The organism is Janthinobacterium agaricidamnosum NBRC 102515 = DSM 9628 (genome assembly GCF_000723165.1).
Lineage (GTDB): Bacteria > Pseudomonadota > Gammaproteobacteria > Burkholderiales > Burkholderiaceae_D > Janthinobacterium > Janthinobacterium agaricidamnosum.
The window spans coordinates 4,318,256-4,335,456 of record NZ_HG322949.1; the positions used below are offsets into that span (position 1 = coordinate 4,318,256).

The following is a 17,201-nucleotide window of genomic DNA, read 5'->3' on the forward strand; positions in this document are numbered from 1 at the left end:
CCGCCGCTATCATCTTGCCAGCCGGCCCCGCTGATTTCACTGATACCCGCGTGTTTCCGCCTATTTTAACTGAGTTAACTGAGCGCGGATTTCCGCGACGAAACCGGCTTCCACGGTGGTATGCGCGTATTGTCGCAGATTAATAGCGCGCCGCAGCGCGGCCGCCTGGTAAGCGCCGCGATCGCGGCGCAGCGCCAGCACCGCCTGGTACAGCGCGTCGGCGTCGTAATCGATCAGCAAGGCATGGTCGCCGACATAATCGGTGTGGGTGGCGATGCGGTTGCAAATTACCGGCAAGCCGGCCGCCATGTATTCGAAAATCTTTTGCGGCGGACAGGCCGCATAAAAAATCGTCGATTGCAGCAGCGACAGGCCGGCGTCCATGCGGCCGTATTGTTCGATGACGGCGGCATACGGCATCATCGGATGGACCCGGATGACTTGCGCCAGCGCCGGCTGTTCGCGCAACGCCTGCTCCAGCAGCGCATCGTGGCAGCCGAGCAAGTGGAACGTGTCGGGCTGGCCGTCGGCCAGCATCTTGCGGGCGCAGGCAATGATCAGTTCGATACCGCGCCCGGCGCCGCCGGAACCGGGATAGACGATCTTCAAGCCGGCGCCGGCATCGGCGTCGCCCGGCCCATCGACCAGGCGCTGCCGATGTTGCACGACCGTGCTGTACAACGACAGATCGACCCCCATCGGCAGCAGCACCACCCGTTTGGCGCGGCCGGCATACAGTTCGCGCAACTGGCGCGAAATCGCCATCACCGAATCGACCCGGCCCAGGCCCCTGAAAAACAGCGCCTTTTTCAAGGCCGACACCAGCTTGCCCTTGAGTCCGGGCGAACCAAGGAAATGCTGCTCGTAATGGGTCGGTCCGTAAGCGATCACCGGCCGTAGCGGCCGGCTGAACGCAAAGGCCATCACGGCCGGCAAGCCGATGACGAAAATGAAGTCGTGGTCCTTGCGGTGGCGCGCCAGGATGCGCGCCGCCTGCAGCGCGAACAGCAGCGGATTGGCGGCGCCGATCAGGTGCAGCGCGTCACCTCCGTCGAGCCCGGCATTGCTGGAACTGATCACCACCCCCAGCTTGAAATGTTTTTTCAAGAATTCGTAACGCGCCATCTGGTCGGGATAGCGGGCCAGCCGCTCTTGCGGCAGGTAGACGATCAGCAGGCATTTTTTGTCAGAACTCAACGCCGATTCTCCAATCCGGATGCCGCTTCAAACGGTTGGCGATGCGTTGCGCCAGGCTGGGCCGTTGTTTGATGCCCCAGGACAGCGCGTAATGGTGGATGCCGACCGTGTCGGGCTGGATGTCGGCATACAGCAATTGGCCGGCGTTGGCCGGATTGCCGTCGTCGAAGGGATTGAACGGAAAAAAGCGTTGCGGTGCAAAGATTTCACACGGGGCTTGCGCGGCGCAATCGTCGATGGCCCGTTTCAAGACCCGCGGCGAGGTCACGAAACGGCGCAGCGGCACCAGCTTTTGCAGCATCAGGTCGCACGCGCGCTGCAGCACCGGATGCCGCGCCGGACTGGCGATGAAGGCAGTGCCGATGAATTCCGAGCTTTCCCATGCGCCATATAATCGTTCTTGCGGCAGCAAGCCATCGAAGCCCCGTATCAATTCGATGTCGGTATCGAGGTAAATCCCGCCATGCTTGTGCAACACATCGAAGCGGACCCAGTCGGAAACAAAGGCCCATTTTTTTTGCCGTATCGCTTGCCGGCAATACTCATTGTCGATATCCGAGTTGGATTCATTCCACAACACCAACTCATATTCCGGACAATATTTTTTCCACGAGTCGATACAGCGCTGGTTCAGCACCGACAGCGGATTACCGCCAAACCAGCAATAATGGATTTTCTTTGGAATCATGCGAGCTTGCCCTTTTCTTTCAACAGGAACACCACTTTGATGGCCACCACCAGCGTGACATGGATCAGGAAAGCACCGACCGCGCCGATCAATCCCAGCCAGTGACTCAGCGACAGCAGCATCGCCAGATAAAACAGGTTGGAACCGACGGCAATCGCGGTGGTTTGTTTCTTCTTGCCCAGCGCCCAATAGATCGCGTGGGTGGTGATGAAGGAGCCAGCCACCACCGCGCTGGCGATCACCACCATCAGCTCGGCGCCATAGGCCGCCAGGCCGCGGTAGATCATCGGGATCCAGATGCCGCGCAGCAGATAACAGGCGGCGCCGACCAGCAGCGACAGCGGCAACAGCAGCATGATGGTCTTGCGCCACAGCGCGAAGGCGCCAGCCGTGTCGCCGAGATTGATTTTGCGCGAAAACTCCGGGATCGAATTCATGTACACCGGCGCGGTCGCCATGCCGATGATGCTGTACAGGCGCTTGAAGATATTATAGATACCCAGCGCTTCCGGGCTCAGCGCGACAGCCACCAGCACCTTGTCGACATTGGCCACCGGCAAGTCGGCAATCGCCAGGAAACTGGCCCATTTTCCGGCAGAAAATATCTTCTTGTCGTCCGGCGCTTCTGTGCCGTCGGGCGTGGCTTCCAGGTCTTTCTTACTCATCAGCATCACGGTGACCAGGAACAGCAAGTGCAGGATTTCCGGGATCGCATACGACAGGATCACCGCCGCCGGCGTTGGATGGAACGCCAACGACAAGCACAGCAAGGCCAGCCGCAAGCCATTGCTGCACAGGCCGGCGCCCATCAGGATAGGGTATTGATTGGTCAGGCGGTAAAAGGCGATCATCGAACCGAGCGCCGGCACCAGCACGGCCACCGCGATCAGCACGATTTCCATGATGTTGAACGCGCCGATCTGGCGGATGCCGAACCACGGCAGGCTGGCCACCGCCAGCAAGGCCGCCGCCACACCCACGCCCTCATACACGGCACTGCGCAGCACTTGCCGCTTGAGCACGGCGATGCGGCCTTCCTTGCCGGGAAATTCCAGCAGCAAGCCCTGCCAGTACTGTACCGTCAGCAAGGTGAAGACGATCATCGCGACCGACTGCACCAGCACAAAGCTGCCGTACTGCTCGATGCCCATGATTTTCAGCGTGATCGGGATCGCAAAAAAACTGATCGCCGTGCCGGATACATTCAACAAGAAAGAAAACAGACTGTTCTTGAAAAGATTACTGGTGCTTTTTTCTTTCACACAGGCTCACTATGTCACGAGGGTGGTCGGTCTGGATACGTTTGTCGGGCCACGGCACAACTGCGTCAGCCAGGCTTGGCGCCGGCGGGTTCATCCGGATCGGGCTCCTTGCCGTAGCGGCAGCATTGCACGATGCAGCCCATGCAAAAGAACATCAGCAATTGCGCGGTGGTTTCATCGATCAGCGTGCGGTTGTATATCACCGTGGTCAGCAGCAGCACCAGCATGACGGCGCTGGTATCGACGATCGCCAGCTGGCTGGGCGGCGCATTGCCGCGCGCGACGAAACGCCAGCCCGCCACGATGCCGAACACCGACATCGACACAAAGCTGATCGCGCCGAGGATGCCGACGTCCCACAGCAGCGCCGACATGCCGTTGGCGTTGATTTCCAGCGGCAGGTAGCGGCGCGCGATGATACCGCTGCCGACTGTCGTATTGATGGTGCTGGCGCCCGGCCCATAGCCCATCAGGCGGTGCAGCGTGTCGATCGACGGATCGCGGTACCACAGGTACAGCGAGGCGACCCGGCCCATTTCACCGGTGTCGTACTGGATTTCATACGGGTTGAAGAAATAACCGCCGGTATGATCCAGCTTTTCTTCCCAGGTATTGCCGGACGTGCCGGACTCGCCCCAGTACATCGCCTGATAGGCGCTGAACGTGGCCACCATGAAGACGACGATGAAACAGCCGTAGGCGATGAAGGCACCCAGGTTGCGGAATACCTGGCGCCGCATGACGAGGACCAGGCCGAGCGGCATCCACAGCGCGATCGCCTTGACTTCGGTGAGCAGGATATTGGCCACCGCCACCACGAAGATCGCCGACAGCAGCCAGGTCGGCGTCAAGCCGCGCGACCAGCGCGCCAGGCAATACAGCAGCGCGGCCAGCGAAAACAGCACCAGCAGCGGGCTCATGCCCGGACCGAAGGTGCCGACCACATTATCCCAGTTGAGCTGGCCCGCGCTCGAAAAATGCTGGTAAGTCACCAGCGGCAATTGCAACAAGGTAATGAGCAGCACCAGCTTCCACATCATTTCAAGGCGTCGCCCGGAAAACTTGCTACTCGACATGACGATCAGCACGCCATACATCGGCAAGCCGAAACGCAGCGCGGAAATATCTTGCGTCAGCGTGCCGCTGCCGGCTGCCAGGCCGAACAGGAAAAACGCCACGTAGATGGTGGCCGCCACCACCATCAAGCCGGCGCCGTTCCATGGCAGGATGCGCGTCTTGCCCTTGATGATGAACACTTCCAGCAAGGTGCGGCACAATAGCAGCAAGGCCAGCGCGCTGCTCATCCAGATCGCCATGCGCGAATGGAGGAATTGCGCAAACGGGCCCGGTATCAGGAAGATGAATAAAAACAGCAGCGTCAGGAAGATGCGCGTATTGACAAACCACAGCACCGGCACCAGCAGCAGCAAGCTGCTGAACACCAACGTCAGCTGGTAAGAGCCGAGACCGATGACGATCCCCAGCAGCACCGCCAGCAGCAGCAACCCGAGCCCGGCCAGGCCCAGCGCCAGGCTGGGCCGGCTGGAGCGCTTGCGCGGCGCATACGGATGGTGCGCCGCGGCCGGCCGGGGAACGGTTTTCTGGAAAAAACTCATGCTGCCTTCATCAAAAATGTCATGCCGTGCCGATTCACCATGTTTACCCTGCTCACAATGCAAAGCCGCTGAAATGGCGGCGCGCCTGCGGCGTCATCGCATCGAACATCTGGCTGACGAACTGTTGCTGCAATTGGTAAGCCTCGGGCGCGTCCGGGTCGATATTCGATACCCGCACCAGCGTCGCGTCGGGAATTTCGCGCTTCAGCGCGTAGGCCAGCTTGACCTTTTTCATTTCCCACGAATCGCGCACCGCTTTTTCACCGACCATCACCCAATAACTGATCGGTTCGATGCGGTTGTTCAGCGTGGCCACCATGCGCGACACCGGCAACGTACCCTGGCCGGTCTTGAGCACGTCCGACTCGACGGCCGTGACGGCAAAACCCTGGCCGCCATAACAGCCTTCGGGGAAATGCACCGACAAGTTGTCGCGCTGGTCGGTGCCGTAGGCGATCGACAGCATGATGCGCGCGCCGCGCTGGTTGACGTAGGTGCGCGACAGGGTTTGCGCATAGATGCGCTGCAAGGCTTGTTCGGTGGTCGGATTGATCACCGCCGACGCTTGCGACACATCTTCGCGCCAGTCGCCGAATTGTTTCGGCACCGCGCTGTCGAGCATGATCTGGGCATGGCTGTCGGCGATGCGGATGGTCGGTTCGGCCAGCCTGGCGGCCCAGCCGCCGAGCAGCATCAGGCCGCACAGCACCCAGCCGATGGCGAACGGTTTCTTGATATTGGCATGCATCACGGCACTCATGGCGACACCTCCTTCGCGGCAACCTGTGGCGTCTGGCGCCGGCGCACCAGCCATTGCAGCAGCGTATCCAGGCTCAGGATCAGGATCAGCGCGCTGACAAACAGCACCATGCCGGCAAAGCCGTGCAAGAAGCCCTGCCCGGCCGCGTCGCCGAAATAATAGGTAATCAGCGTCAGCGCGACCACCCGCGTGACGTTGGCGATGAACGAGATCGGCACGATCAGGATCGCCAGCGTAATGTTGCGGAACGCCGACGTATGCTGCACCACGTTCAGGTAAAACAAGCCCAGCGACTCCAGCGCCAGCAAGGTTTGCAAGCCGGCGCAGGCGTCGGCGACCAGCAGCTGGTATTGGCCGATCTGCAAGATCACGCCGCTGCGGGCAATCGGATAACCGAGCCAGAACAGCAAATGTTCGGTGGCGTACGACACCGCCATCTTCATCGGCATGGTCAGCATCGCCACCACCGCGCTCGGCAGCGGGATCATGAACAGCATGAAAAAGAAGGCGAACCAGACCTTGCGAAAGGCGGCGTTGCCGAACTTGATCAGGATCAGCGCGGCGCTGACGACGATGAACGACGCCATTTCGAATGCCAGGATTTGTTGCGAACGGCCGGCGATATACAGCAGCATGCCCAGCACGAACACGCTCCAGCCCAGCCATGCGACGCCTTGCGGGCGCGACGCCAGCAATTCGGCGCGGCGGCGATAGATCAGCCAGAACGACAGGCCGAGGATGATCGGGCTGTGGGCCTGGTCTTCGCCGCCCCAGATGTCGGTGGCGAAGGTGTAGAACGATGGAATGAACAGCGTCAGGAAGCCGACCGCGATCGGCAGCCATTCCAGCAGCAGATCGCGCAAGGGCGGCAAGGACGGACGCAGCGGCAACGCTGCGGCGCCCTGCTCGGCGGTAGGCGCGGCGCTCATCAGAAATCGACCAGTATCGAGCCCAGCACTTCGGCGCCGCTTTGCACCACCTGCTCGTTCATCGCGTGGATCGCCGCGACGTGGGTGTGGTTCTTGCGGGCCACCAGCAGCACGCCGCCGACCCGCGCGGCGATCGCCAGCGCGTCGGAGCCGACGCTGAATGCCGACGCGTCGTACAGTACCACGTCGAACTGGCTTTCCAGGCCATTCGCCAGTTCGGCGAACGATGGCCGGCTCAGCAATTCCTGCGGGTTCGGCGGCAAGGTGCCGGAACTCAGCACCGACAGCGACACGAAGGACTCGACCTTGGAAATGACATCGTTGCCGGCGCGGCCGGCCAGCATGTCGGACAAGCCCTGGCGCGCGCTCAAGTCGAAAATCTGTTGCTGGCGCGGCGTGCGCAGATTGCCGTCGACCAGCAAGGTGCGCTCGCCCAGTTGCGAAAACACCACCGCCAGGTTGGCCGCGCACAGGCTGGCGCCATCGCCCGGATTGACGCCCATCACCACCAGCGACTTGTGGTTGCGGGCAAACCAGCGCAGCATCAGCTGGCTGCGCACGGCGCGCAGTTTTTCAACTTGCTGGCTGAACGGCTGGTACGCCGCCACCAGTTCCGGCGCATATTTTTTCTCGCCTTGCTGCAGGTAGGGATAATCGAACTGGCGCGCCAGCACCTGCTGGATGTCGGCGTCGGTGATCAGACCCAGCCGCAGCGCGGCCTCGCCGAAGCGGATGCCCAGCTCTTTTTGCATGCGCAGCACGGTTTCGGCGTCTTCCGGCGTGATCTTGCCGGCTTCGAGCAGCAGGCCGCCGATGCTCGAATCGCGCCGCGGGTGAGACAGGGAAGCCTGAGTCGGCTGGGATGGATGGTTCATCTTGTCTTCCATGATTTAGTTCAGGCGCAGGCTGCGCGGCAAAAACGAATTGATCACGCGGAAACGCGGACGCGCCGGCGCGTTCCATTCGATCTCCGCCAGCACCGGAATATTCAGCATGTCGCTGAAGTCGTCTTCCGAGCGCACCCGGCGGTCCAGCATTTCGGCCAGCAGCGTGAAACCCAGCCCCAGCAGCGAACCGAGGAAAAACGCCAGCGCGGTATTGAGCAGCACTTTCGGGCCGGATGGCTGGAACGGCACCACCGCCGGGTTCAGGATCGAAATATCGGACTGATCGGACTGGCCTTCGATGCGGGTTTGCGAAAACCGCTGCGAAGTCGCGTCGAACGCTTTTTGCGCGCTTTCGACATCCTTGGCCAGTACGCCCATTTCATCGCGGGTGCGGTTCAATTCCAGTACCTTGTCTTTTTGCGCGGCCAGCGCGGAACGGATAGCCGCTTCGCGCTGCTGCATGATCTGTGCATTGTTGACCACGCTGTTCGAGGTGATTTTCAATTGCGCGTTCAAGTCGGCGCGCAATTTATCGACCTCGGCCTTGGCGCTCAGGTATTGCGGATGGTTGCGGTCCAGCCGCTGCGCCACTTCGGCCAGCTTCGATTCGGCGCTGCCCAGGCCCATCTTCAAGTTCTGGATCAGCGGATTGGTGGCCACGTCCGGCGATTCGGCCGATTGCTGGCCCTGCGCCATCTGGCGGCGCGACTCCGCTTCCATCGCCAGGCCTTGGGCCGCCACCAGTTGCGCCGACAAGTCGTTCAGGCGGTTCGATTCGACGTCAAGCCGGTTGTCGACGCTGACGATGCCGTGTTCCTGCTGGTATTTCGAGAGCCGGCTTTGCGCCGTTTCGACCGCGTCGCGCAGCAGCTTGGTTTGCTCATTGAAGTACACCGATGCTTTTTTCATCGGATCGACCTTCAACTGGATATTCGTCTTCTGGTATTCCTCGGCGAACGCATTGGCGATCGCGGCGACGAATTGCGGATCGCTGCCCTTGAAGCTGATGTCGACCACGCTGCTTTCGCGCGACGGCACGATTTCCAGCTTGCCCAGCAACAGGTCGGCCAGCCAGTCGCGCAAGGTACCCTTGCCGCCGGTGGCCTGGGTGAACTGGATGTTCACCGCCGGGCTTTGGTCCAGCTTCAACTGATCGACGACGCGCAAGGCGACATTCTTGCTGCTGATGATATCGACCTGGGTCGCCATATAACCCGGCAACAGCTGGCCCGGCATGCTCAGGCCGGTCAGCGGATCGACCCCCTTATAGTTCAGCAACAGCGAACTGGTGGCCTTGTAGGTCTTCGGCAAGCTCAGGCTGATCACCGCCGTCGCCGTCACGGTCACCAGCAAGGTGATCAGGAAGATCCATTTGCGCGCGCGCAAGATCAAGAAAAACTGGGCAAAATTCATGTTCAAACTCTCAAGATGGTAAGGCGGAATAGCAAGACCACGATTAATACAGCAAGGCACCTTGAAAAACCGTAGCGAGCAAGCCCGGTATCGGCTTGAGTAGCGCAGCCGTACTTGAGTACAGCGAGCAACGCCGACCCGAAAGTGGGCTGCGCAGCAGGTTTTTCGAGGTGCTCATTGTTAGAACCAGCTTTCCTTGACATACAGCACATCGTCGACCTGCAACAGGTCGTCGTGCTTGGCGTCGATGATCTGCACCACGCCGGCCGCGTCGCGCCGCTTGATGCGCACGCCACGCTCGGTGCCGCGCTGGGTCAGCCCGCCGCCGGTGGCCAGCGCCTGCAACACCGTCATCGAGCGCTCCAGGCGGAACGCGCCGGGACGCTGCACTTCGCCATAAATGTAAAACTTCGGCGCCCGTTCGACAAACACCACGTCATTGCCGCCGACGTCGAAATCGCGGTTCAGGTCGGCATTACGCACCATGTCGATGATGTCGATGACTTCCTTGGTCGTGCTCCCGTTGCGCTTGCGCACCAGCGTCACGCTATCGCCGCCGTCGGGGCCGACGCCGCCGGCCATGGCCAGCATGTCCATCAGGCTGCGCTTGCCTTCGATCGGATAGCGTCCCGGCCGGTTGACCTGGCCCAGCACCGACACTTGCTGGCTTTGCAGCACGGTGACGATGATATTGACTTGCGCCTTGCGCAAGAAACCGCCCTCTTCCAGCAAGCCGCCGATTTTCTTTTCGGCCGCCGACGTCGACAAGCCGCCGATGGCGACCGTGCCGACCAGCGGGAAGGTGATGTCGCCGGCTTCGCTGATGCGGGTTTCCAGCGCCAGGTCGGGACTGCCGTAGACGGAAATTTTCAGCACGTCGCCAGCCCCCAGCAACACGTCGGCGGCCGCCGCGACGCCGGCCCCCATGGCCAGGAAGGCTGCCAAAATCCAGATTGCCAGTCGTTTCATGATGTACCTGATTTCAAGTGTTGAATGATGTCTGAAAAAGCCTTGCTTACTTCAAGCCCGCCACGCCCCGTTCATGCGCTGCGCTGACCGGGCTGGACGACTCCGCCGCCGGGGCCGGAGCCGGAGCCGGAGCCGCTGCCGGTGCCGCTGCCGAAGCCGCAGCGGAAGCCGACGCTGGCGCGCCCTTGTTCAGGTACTCGATCTTGGCCGTCGCGCGCAGCCGCGCCAGTTCGGCGTCGGCCGCATCCTTGTTTTTCTTGTTGAACAGGAATTGCTGGATTTGCTGCGAAGCCACCGCCAGCGTGACCGGGCTATCCTTGATGTCGGCGATCGAAATAAGCAGGCTGCGGTCGCCTTCGCGGATGATGAACAACTGGCCTTTCGGCATCGCCAGCAGCTTGGCGCTCAATTCGGGCGCCAGGTCGGCGCTGGTGCGCGACAACTGGGTGCGCACATACTTGAGCTGGTGCGCGTCGAGCCAGACCGCGACTTCTTCGAGCGACTTGGCGCCATCCATCGCTTTTTTCAATTCGTCGTTCATGTCGGCGCTGGCGATGACCAATTCCTTCATGTCGAACTGCTTGCGCTGAGTAAAGAATTCAGGATGCTTGGTGAAATAGTCTTCCACTTCAGCCTCGGTCGGCTTGGCGACGTTGCCGATGCGTTTTTGCATATACGCCTGGGCCACGATCAGCGACTTGGCGCGTTCGATCGCCTGCATGACTTTCGGGTCGCGGTCGGTCTTGTCCTTGCTCGCCTCGTTTTCCAGCAGCTGGCGGTCGATCAGCGCTTCCAGCAATTGCTTGCTGGCCGCTTCCTGCTGCGCCGCCTGCACGCCGGAGCGCTGCAATTCTTCATTCAATTGCAATACAGTAATTTCTTTGCCATTGACGCTGGCCAGCGCCTGGCCGGATTTCTTTTCCTTGTCGCCGCATGCCGACAAACCGACGGCGGCCAGCAGCACCAGGCCGGCGCACAATACACGTTGGGATGACATTTTCGGGCTTGCCGTCATGGCTGCGAGATCAAAGTGTTTCAAAATTACTCCTTCGGAATTAGGTAAGTGCCGCAATGATGCTGGCATTTCTTTACATGTATACACGCCTGGCGACACAATTAACAAGATTATAAATAAGGTCACTCGCGGTGCATAGCATTAACAAAATTATTTGCCTAAAAAACTATGAAGCAGACATAAAAATAACTATTTCCAGCATAAAATAAATCTCTTTTGGAAATTATTTTTATTCAATATTTTCAATATAATAACATCCTTGGAGAACACTGCATTGATGCGGCGCGGATCGGGGGGCCAGTTGCCGCGTCCAGCCTCGCGCGGGACTATCGTTTTAATACGGATGACAGTATGGCTACCATCACCGGCGGCGTTCTGGCCGGGGAAGCGCGGCCGGCTGCTGACGCCCAGCGGCCGGCCGGTTGATCTTGCAATTGTGCGGCAGCGGCATGCATCGGGGCGCTGGACCGGCTGCGCGGCGCACTTGCGCGCCACGCCTGTCATAGGGAGTGCTGCCATGTTCCGACCCATAAATTGTTTCAGGAGCCGTGGCCCGCGCTGCCTGGCAGGCGCCGCGGTGCAGCTATTTTAGCGTTTATTACTCTTTAAAACCATGCCGCGGCAATCACGCGGCACGCTGTCTCGCCGCCACCACACCTCAATGCGCGTTATCGCGCTTCAGCACCACCTTGACGGTCTTTACGATAATCCACAAGTCCAGCCACAGCGACCAGTTGCGCAGGTAGTCGAGGTCGAAATGGATGCGCGCCTCCATCTTGTCGAGCGTCTCGGTTTCGCCGCGCAAGCCATTCACCTGGGCCCAGCCGGTAATGCCGGGCTTGACCTTGTGACGCAGCATATATCCCTTGATCAGCTTGCGGTATTGCTCGTTGTGCGCCACCGCATGCGGGCGCGGTCCGACAATGCTCATGCGTCCTTGCAAGACATTCAGGAATTGCGGCAATTCATCGAGCGAACTGCGCCGCAAGAAGCCGCCGATGCGCGTGACGCGCTGGTCATTCTTGGTCGCTTGCACCACCTTATTGCCATCTTCGCTGACCGTCATCGAGCGGAATTTGTAGACGATGATTTCCTCGCCATACAGGCCGTAGCGGCGCTGGCGGAAAATCACCGGCCCGGGCGAGGTCACCTTGACGGCGATGGCGATCAGCACCATCAGCGGCAACAGCAGGACCTGGATCAGCAAGCCGAGCACGATATCGCTGGCGCGCTTGATCATGCTGTTAAAACCGGTAAACGGCGATTCGCAGATGGCGATCACCGGCACGCCGCCGACATTGTCGAAACGGGCTTGCATCAGGTCGAACAGATAAATATCCGGCAGGAAATAAACCGAGGCGGTGGTGTCTTGTAATTCATCGAGCAGTTTGCGGATGCGCGGCTGGGCCGAGATCGGCTGGCTGATGAAGATGATCTTGATATTATGTTCCCGCACATAGGCGGCGATATCCTGCATATTGCCCAGCATCGGCTCGCGCATCGCCACCGGCCAGCGGTCTTCGGTGCGGTCGTCGAAATAACCGCGCACGCGCATGAACAGATTCGGATGGCGCGCGATGGTGGCCGCCAGTTTGATGCTGGCCTCGTTGGCGCCGATGATCACCACCGAGCGCACTTCCCGGCTCTGGCCCGGATCGGACACCAGCTGGCGCGCCGCCAGGTGGCTGGCCAGCAACAGAAATGGCGTCAGCACAAACCAGCCCAGCACCACCCGCTCTTCGAAGTGATAGGCCAGGCCGGTAACCGAGCCGAGGAAAACCAGGATCAGCACCGTCAGGCCCCAGCCGACGAAGATATCGCGCGCGTAAGCCAGCATGCGGCCGCTGCGCCAGGTACGGTAAGGGTCGACGTATTGGTAGACCGACGACGAAATGAAGAATGCCAGTATCATCAAGACCAGCGAATAACCGGTGAACGGCTCGCCCGACATCAGGCACAGCAGGTAGAGCGCGCCCATGATGATCACGGGATCGAGTACCCGCTGGAAAAATGAAATAAGAGGAATATCGCTGACAGTCATCGGATTCTGTAACCTTAAAACTGGACGCTGGCGTTAACCGAGGCGCCCTTGGCGTGGAAACTATTGGTACCCACTATTGGCGAACCGTCGCGCACGTCGACAAACACGCTGACGCCCAACTGCACCTGGCGGTACGGCACATAACTGAAGCCCAGCGTGGCGCCATGGCCGCGGTCGCTGACATCGCCGCCCGCCGCCGCCACGCCGCTGCCGTTGAAATCGCGTTTTTCGCGGCGCACCGAGGCATCGACGCGGATCTTGCCGGTCGCATCCCAGGTCGCGCCGAGGCTGACGCCCTGGTTCAGGCTATTGTTGAAAATAACGCTTTCGACCACCGAGAATTCGCGCCACGCGCTGCCGGTGAAACGCAGCTTGCCCAGCGGCGCCCAGTACAGATTGGTGCGCGCGTTCAAGCCGCTGGCGTCGCGCGCATTCAGGAAGGCATAACGGCGGGTGGCCCAGCCGCCGATGAATTCCAGTTGCGTGATGCCGCTGAAATACCAATAGATATTCGCCTTCGCCTCATCCTGGTCGAAACTGTCTTCGACGAACGCCGCTTCGATCAGGCGCGGCTGCTGGTAGACCGAGTGCGAATGGCGTACCTGGAAACCGATCCGGCTGTCGCTGGAGGCCAGGTAATCGCCGCCGACCTCGGCCGCGTTTTCGCTGCGGTTGTTAAACCGCTGGGTACTCAAGTCGTAGTTGTAGCTTTCATGCGAGAGCGCGCCGCGCACCCGCCAGCTTGGATGGAAGCGCCAGGCGACGTCGAAATAATCGCGCCGCTGGACCCGCAGATTGCGCTCGCTGCTCTGGAAATCGGAAAACGGCGTCAAGGTCTGGTTATAGCTGGCGCCGAGATGGCCTTGCAAATGATTAGCGAGATGCCATTCCCAATCCGCCAGGAAATCCTTGCCATCATAATCGAGGTCCTTGAAGTGCTTAAAGCTCACTTTCGACCACTTGGCCTGGCCGGAAAGAACTTGCCGGCCGATCGGCCGGTTGAACAGGAAGCCGGCCTGGATCTGGCGCGCGGTATCGCCGCGGCCGCCGCCCTGCCCCTCGACGCCGTCCGGCAGCCGCAACAGGTTATCGTCGTAAGAATAGGCGGTGGCGATAAAGGGCTTGATGGTGTCGCTGATCTCGGCCAGCGCCGGTCCGGCGCCCAAGGCGCCGCCAGCCAGCAGAAGCGAGCTGATCAGCGCGCGGCGCGGCGCCGGCAAGGGCAACGCTATCCATTCGCAACTGATGTTTTTTCGCAAGAGATTCAACATGGTCATTCGTCTTTTTGAGAGTCCAACAGCAGATAGCCAATAGATAACAAATACTACCAGTAAGTCCAATGACCAGTAGTAACAATCCACACGCCCAAACCCGCATTCGTGACAGCATGCGCAATGATCGGCGGCCACAGCGACTGGCTGCGCATATACAACACGCTGTAGGCGGCCCCGGCGACTAAACCGGCCAGCCACAGATTGTGTTCAAACCCAAACAGCAGCACCGAGACGGCAAATGCCCTGGCGCTGACCTGCGCCGGTGCGCGCTTCAAAAAATCGGGCGCATCGATCCAGCGCATCAGGAACGAGCGCCAGAACAACTCCTCCATCACCGGCACCACCAGCGCCGCGCCGGCGATGCGCATGGCCACCAGGCGCCAGTCGATGATGCCGCCGTCGCCACGCGGATCGAAACCGGCGCTGCTGCCGATGCTCATCCAGCCGGCGTCCAGCTTGACCCACAATACCAGCACCAGCAAGCCGGTCAGCAGCGACAGCAGCAAGCCGCGCGGGCTGGGGCGGACCCAGCGCAATTCGCCGTAATGACGCCGGCAAGCGATCAGCACGGTCAGCACGGCGCCGATCTTGATGCCGTACAGCCAGCGCAATGCATGCGCCGGCCAGCCGAAACGGCGCAGCATGTCGTCGATAAGGATAAAGGAAAGGTAGAGCGCGAAGGGCAAGACCCGGACCAGTGCGGCCCGCTCAAACATGCGCCATCCGGCAGGCCTGCCCCAGCCCGGACTCCACGCCAGCTTGCGGCCCTCCGGCTGGCATGTTCTCTGTTGAAAACATGCGTACCTCGATATAAAAACATTAATCAAATGATTATATCAAGCACAGGTCTCTTTGGGGAAGAGACCTATCTGAATTACAACAGTTGATACTGAAAACAAAATGTTTGCGGTTAATCAATTTGCGATTAGTCAATTTGTGTTTAATCAATTTTTCGGCTAAGCAACTCTTGACACTAAGCAATTTTTGATGATAAGCCTAGGTGCGCGCCTCGATGGTTTCCCATTTTTCCAGCGCTTCCAGCAGCAGCGTCTCGATTTCAGCGACACGGGCGTTCAGGCGCTTGCCTTCGGCCGGGGTCTTCTTGTAAAAATCGGGATGCGACAGTTGCGCCGCGATCACTGCCTGCTCGTCTTCCAGGCTGGCGATCAGCACCGGCAATTCATCGAGTTCGCGCTGCTCCTTGTAGCTGAGCTTTTTTTGCCGGGCAACGGCTGGCTGGGCGGCGGCCGCTTCCACCTTGGCGGCCGGCCTGGCGCTGCCGGCCACCGGCGTCGCCGGGGCGATGCTGCGCACCCGCTCCCAGTCGGAATAACCGCCGACGAATTCGCGCCACTTGCCCTCGCCTTCGGCGACGATCACCTGGGTCACCACGTTGTCGAGGAAGGTGCGGTCATGGCTGACCAGGAAGACGGTGCCGGTATACTCTTCCAGCAACTCTTCGAGCAATTCCAGCGTATCGATATCCAGGTCATTGGTCGGTTCGTCGAGCACCAGCACGTTGGCCGGCTTGGCGAACAGGCGCGCCAGCAGCAAACGGTTGCGTTCGCCGCCCGACAACGACTTGACCGGCGAGCGGGCCCGTTCCGGCGCGAACAGGAAATCGTTCAGGTAGGTCATCACGTGCTTGCGCTGGCCATTGATTTCAACCCAGTCGCTGCCCGGCGCGATGGTTTCCATCAAGTTCGCCTCTTCATTCAGCTGGGTGCGCATCTGGTCGAAATACGCGACCTGCAACTTGGTACCCAGGCGTATCGTGCCGGTGTCGGATTCTTCCTGGCCCAATATCATTTTCAGCAAGGTGGTCTTGCCGGCGCCGTTGGCGCCGATCAAGCCGACCTTGTCGCCACGCAAGATGGTGCCGGTGAAATCGCGCACGATGACTTTCTCACCGTACACCTTGGAGACGTTTTCCAGTTCCGCGACGATCTTGCCGGAGCGTTCGCCGGCCGACACGTTCAGGTTGACCTGGCCTTGCTGTTCGCGGCGCGCGCTGCGCGTCAGGCGCAATGCTTCCAGGCGGCGCACGCGGCCTTCGTCGCGCACCCGGCGCGCCTTGACGCCCTTGCGTATCCAGACCTCCTCTTGCGCCAGGAATTTGTCGAACTTGGCGTTTTCCACCTCTTCGATTTCCAGCTGTTCGCTCTTGCGCACTTGATAGGCGCTAAAGTTGCCTGGATAGGACAGCAAGCGGCCACGGTCCAGTTCGATGATGCGGGTCGCCACATTGTCGAGGAAGGAACGGTCATGGGTAATGAACAGCACGCTGCCCTTGTAGTCGCGCAACAAGCCTTCCAGCCACAGGATCGACGTGAAATCCAGGTGGTTGGTCGGTTCATCGAGCAGCAGCACGTCCGGCGCCGACACCAGCGCGCGCGCCAGCGCGACCCGCTTCTGCATCCCGCCCGACAGGGTTTTCATCAACATGCCGCCAGCCAGGTTCAAACGGCCCAGCACGGTTTCGACCTTGTTCGGCAAGCTCCAGCCATCGGCCGCATCCAGCTTGACCTGGACCTCGTGCATCCGTTCCATCAGCGCGTCGTCATCGCCCTGGCCGAACTGGCCGGTCAGGCTGTCGTATTCCGACAACAGCGCCTGCAAATCGCCCATGCCGGACGCGACCGCGTCGTACACCGACATGCCCGGATCGAATTGCGGTTCTTGCTCGACATAGGCGATTTTCAAGCCTTGCTGCATGACCAGCAAGCCATCGTCGAGCTTGAATTTGCCGGAAATGACTTTCAGCAAAGAGGATTTACCGGTGCCGTTGCGCCCGATCAGACCGACCCGCTCGGTCGTTTCCAGTGAAAATTCCGCGTGGTCGAGCAGCGCGACGTGACCGAACGCGAGTTGCGCCGATGAAAGAGAGATGACAGCCATAATGAATGAAAGGTATTCGGACGCTATTGGCCACGGTCAGTGGCAGGCGCCCCGATTGGATGAATGAAGCACGCATTGTACCGATAGTCGGACAGTGAGCGCCATTTATCGGCGAATAGCCGTGAAGATGATGTTGCAGAAAGGGAATTATCAGGCATCAGCGGGAAGATGGTGTCGCCAGCAGGAATCGAACCTGCATTTAAGTCTTAGGAGGACCTTGTACTATCCATTGTACGATGGCGACACACGAGC

At 60.2% G+C, this 17,201-nt stretch carries 15 protein-coding genes and 1 tRNA gene; all 16 read right to left on the reverse strand.

What is annotated here, in order from left to right; genetic code table 11:
• Nucleotides 1–60 precede the first annotated feature (60 nt).
• Nucleotides 61–1,197 (reverse strand): glycosyltransferase, encoded by a 1,137-nt coding sequence (locus GJA_RS18515; protein WP_038495115.1) that lies wholly within the window; start codon nt 1,195–1,197, stop codon nt 61–63.
• Complete coding sequence (locus GJA_RS26315) at nt 1,187–1,885, reverse strand: glycosyltransferase family 32 protein (RefSeq protein ID WP_051781101.1); 699 nt, start codon at nt 1,883–1,885, stop codon at nt 1,187–1,189. Before GJA_RS26315 ends, GJA_RS18515 begins: the two co-directional genes overlap by 11 nt.
• Nucleotides 1,882–3,147, reverse strand: a complete 1,266-nt coding sequence (locus tag GJA_RS18525; RefSeq protein ID WP_038495118.1) for a lipopolysaccharide biosynthesis protein — start codon at nt 3,145–3,147, stop codon at nt 1,882–1,884. Before GJA_RS18525 ends, GJA_RS26315 begins: the two co-directional genes overlap by 4 nt.
• A 65-nt stretch (nt 3,148–3,212) precedes the next feature.
• On the reverse strand, nt 3,213–4,763 hold the full coding sequence (locus GJA_RS18530) for a hypothetical protein (RefSeq protein ID WP_038495121.1): 1,551 nt from the start codon (nt 4,761–4,763) through the stop codon (nt 3,213–3,215).
• A 52-nt stretch (nt 4,764–4,815) separates the two neighbouring features.
• Nucleotides 4,816–5,523 (reverse strand): exosortase-associated protein EpsI, B-type, encoded by a 708-nt coding sequence (gene epsI / locus GJA_RS18535; RefSeq protein ID WP_051781103.1) that lies wholly within the window; start codon nt 5,521–5,523, stop codon nt 4,816–4,818.
• Nucleotides 5,520–6,452 (reverse strand): exosortase B, encoded by a 933-nt coding sequence (gene xrtB / locus GJA_RS18540; RefSeq protein ID WP_081905483.1) that lies wholly within the window; start codon nt 6,450–6,452, stop codon nt 5,520–5,522. The genes epsI and xrtB overlap by 4 nt, the downstream gene beginning before the upstream one ends.
• Nucleotides 6,452–7,327, reverse strand: a complete 876-nt coding sequence (gene epsG, locus GJA_RS18545) for a chain length determinant protein tyrosine kinase EpsG (protein ID WP_038500404.1) — start codon at nt 7,325–7,327, stop codon at nt 6,452–6,454. Before epsG ends, xrtB begins: the two co-directional genes overlap by 1 nt.
• 15 nt (nt 7,328–7,342) lie before the next feature.
• The gene (gene epsF, locus GJA_RS18550) at nt 7,343–8,752 is read right to left on the reverse strand and encodes a chain length determinant protein EpsF (RefSeq protein WP_038495124.1); all 1,410 of its coding nucleotides are present in this window, start codon (nt 8,750–8,752) and stop codon (nt 7,343–7,345) included.
• 180 nt (nt 8,753–8,932) lie between these two features.
• Nucleotides 8,933–9,721, reverse strand: a complete 789-nt coding sequence (epsE, locus tag GJA_RS18555) for a polysaccharide export protein EpsE (RefSeq protein WP_038495128.1) — start codon at nt 9,719–9,721, stop codon at nt 8,933–8,935.
• A 46-nt stretch (nt 9,722–9,767) separates the two neighbouring features.
• The gene (locus GJA_RS18560) at nt 9,768–10,718 is read right to left on the reverse strand and encodes an EpsD family peptidyl-prolyl cis-trans isomerase (RefSeq protein ID WP_242404577.1); all 951 of its coding nucleotides are present in this window, start codon (nt 10,716–10,718) and stop codon (nt 9,768–9,770) included.
• Between the two features lie 207 nt (nt 10,719–10,925).
• On the reverse strand, nt 10,926–11,255 hold the full coding sequence (locus tag GJA_RS27510) for a hypothetical protein (protein ID WP_144241592.1): 330 nt from the start codon (nt 11,253–11,255) through the stop codon (nt 10,926–10,928).
• Nucleotides 11,256–11,394: 139 nt separating this feature from the next.
• The gene (locus tag GJA_RS18570) at nt 11,395–12,777 is read right to left on the reverse strand and encodes an undecaprenyl-phosphate glucose phosphotransferase (RefSeq protein ID WP_038495136.1); all 1,383 of its coding nucleotides are present in this window, start codon (nt 12,775–12,777) and stop codon (nt 11,395–11,397) included.
• A gap of 14 nt (nt 12,778–12,791) precedes the next feature.
• Nucleotides 12,792–14,048, reverse strand: coding sequence for an XrtB/PEP-CTERM-associated polysaccharide biosynthesis outer membrane protein EpsL (epsL, locus tag GJA_RS18575; protein ID WP_038500407.1), 1,257 nt, complete (start codon nt 14,046–14,048; stop codon nt 12,792–12,794).
• A gap of 53 nt (nt 14,049–14,101) precedes the next feature.
• Entirely contained in the window at nt 14,102–14,767 is a 666-nt protein-coding gene (locus GJA_RS18580) for a CAAX prenyl protease-related protein (protein ID WP_038495139.1), read from the reverse strand.
• Nucleotides 14,768–15,047: 280 nt separating this feature from the next.
• On the reverse strand, nt 15,048–16,949 hold the full coding sequence (locus tag GJA_RS18585) for an ATP-binding cassette domain-containing protein (protein WP_038495142.1): 1,902 nt from the start codon (nt 16,947–16,949) through the stop codon (nt 15,048–15,050).
• 169 nt (nt 16,950–17,118) lie between these two features.
• Nucleotides 17,119–17,193: transfer RNA gene (locus tag GJA_RS18590), tRNA-Arg, on the reverse strand.
• Between the last annotated feature and the right edge of the window lie 8 nt (nt 17,194–17,201).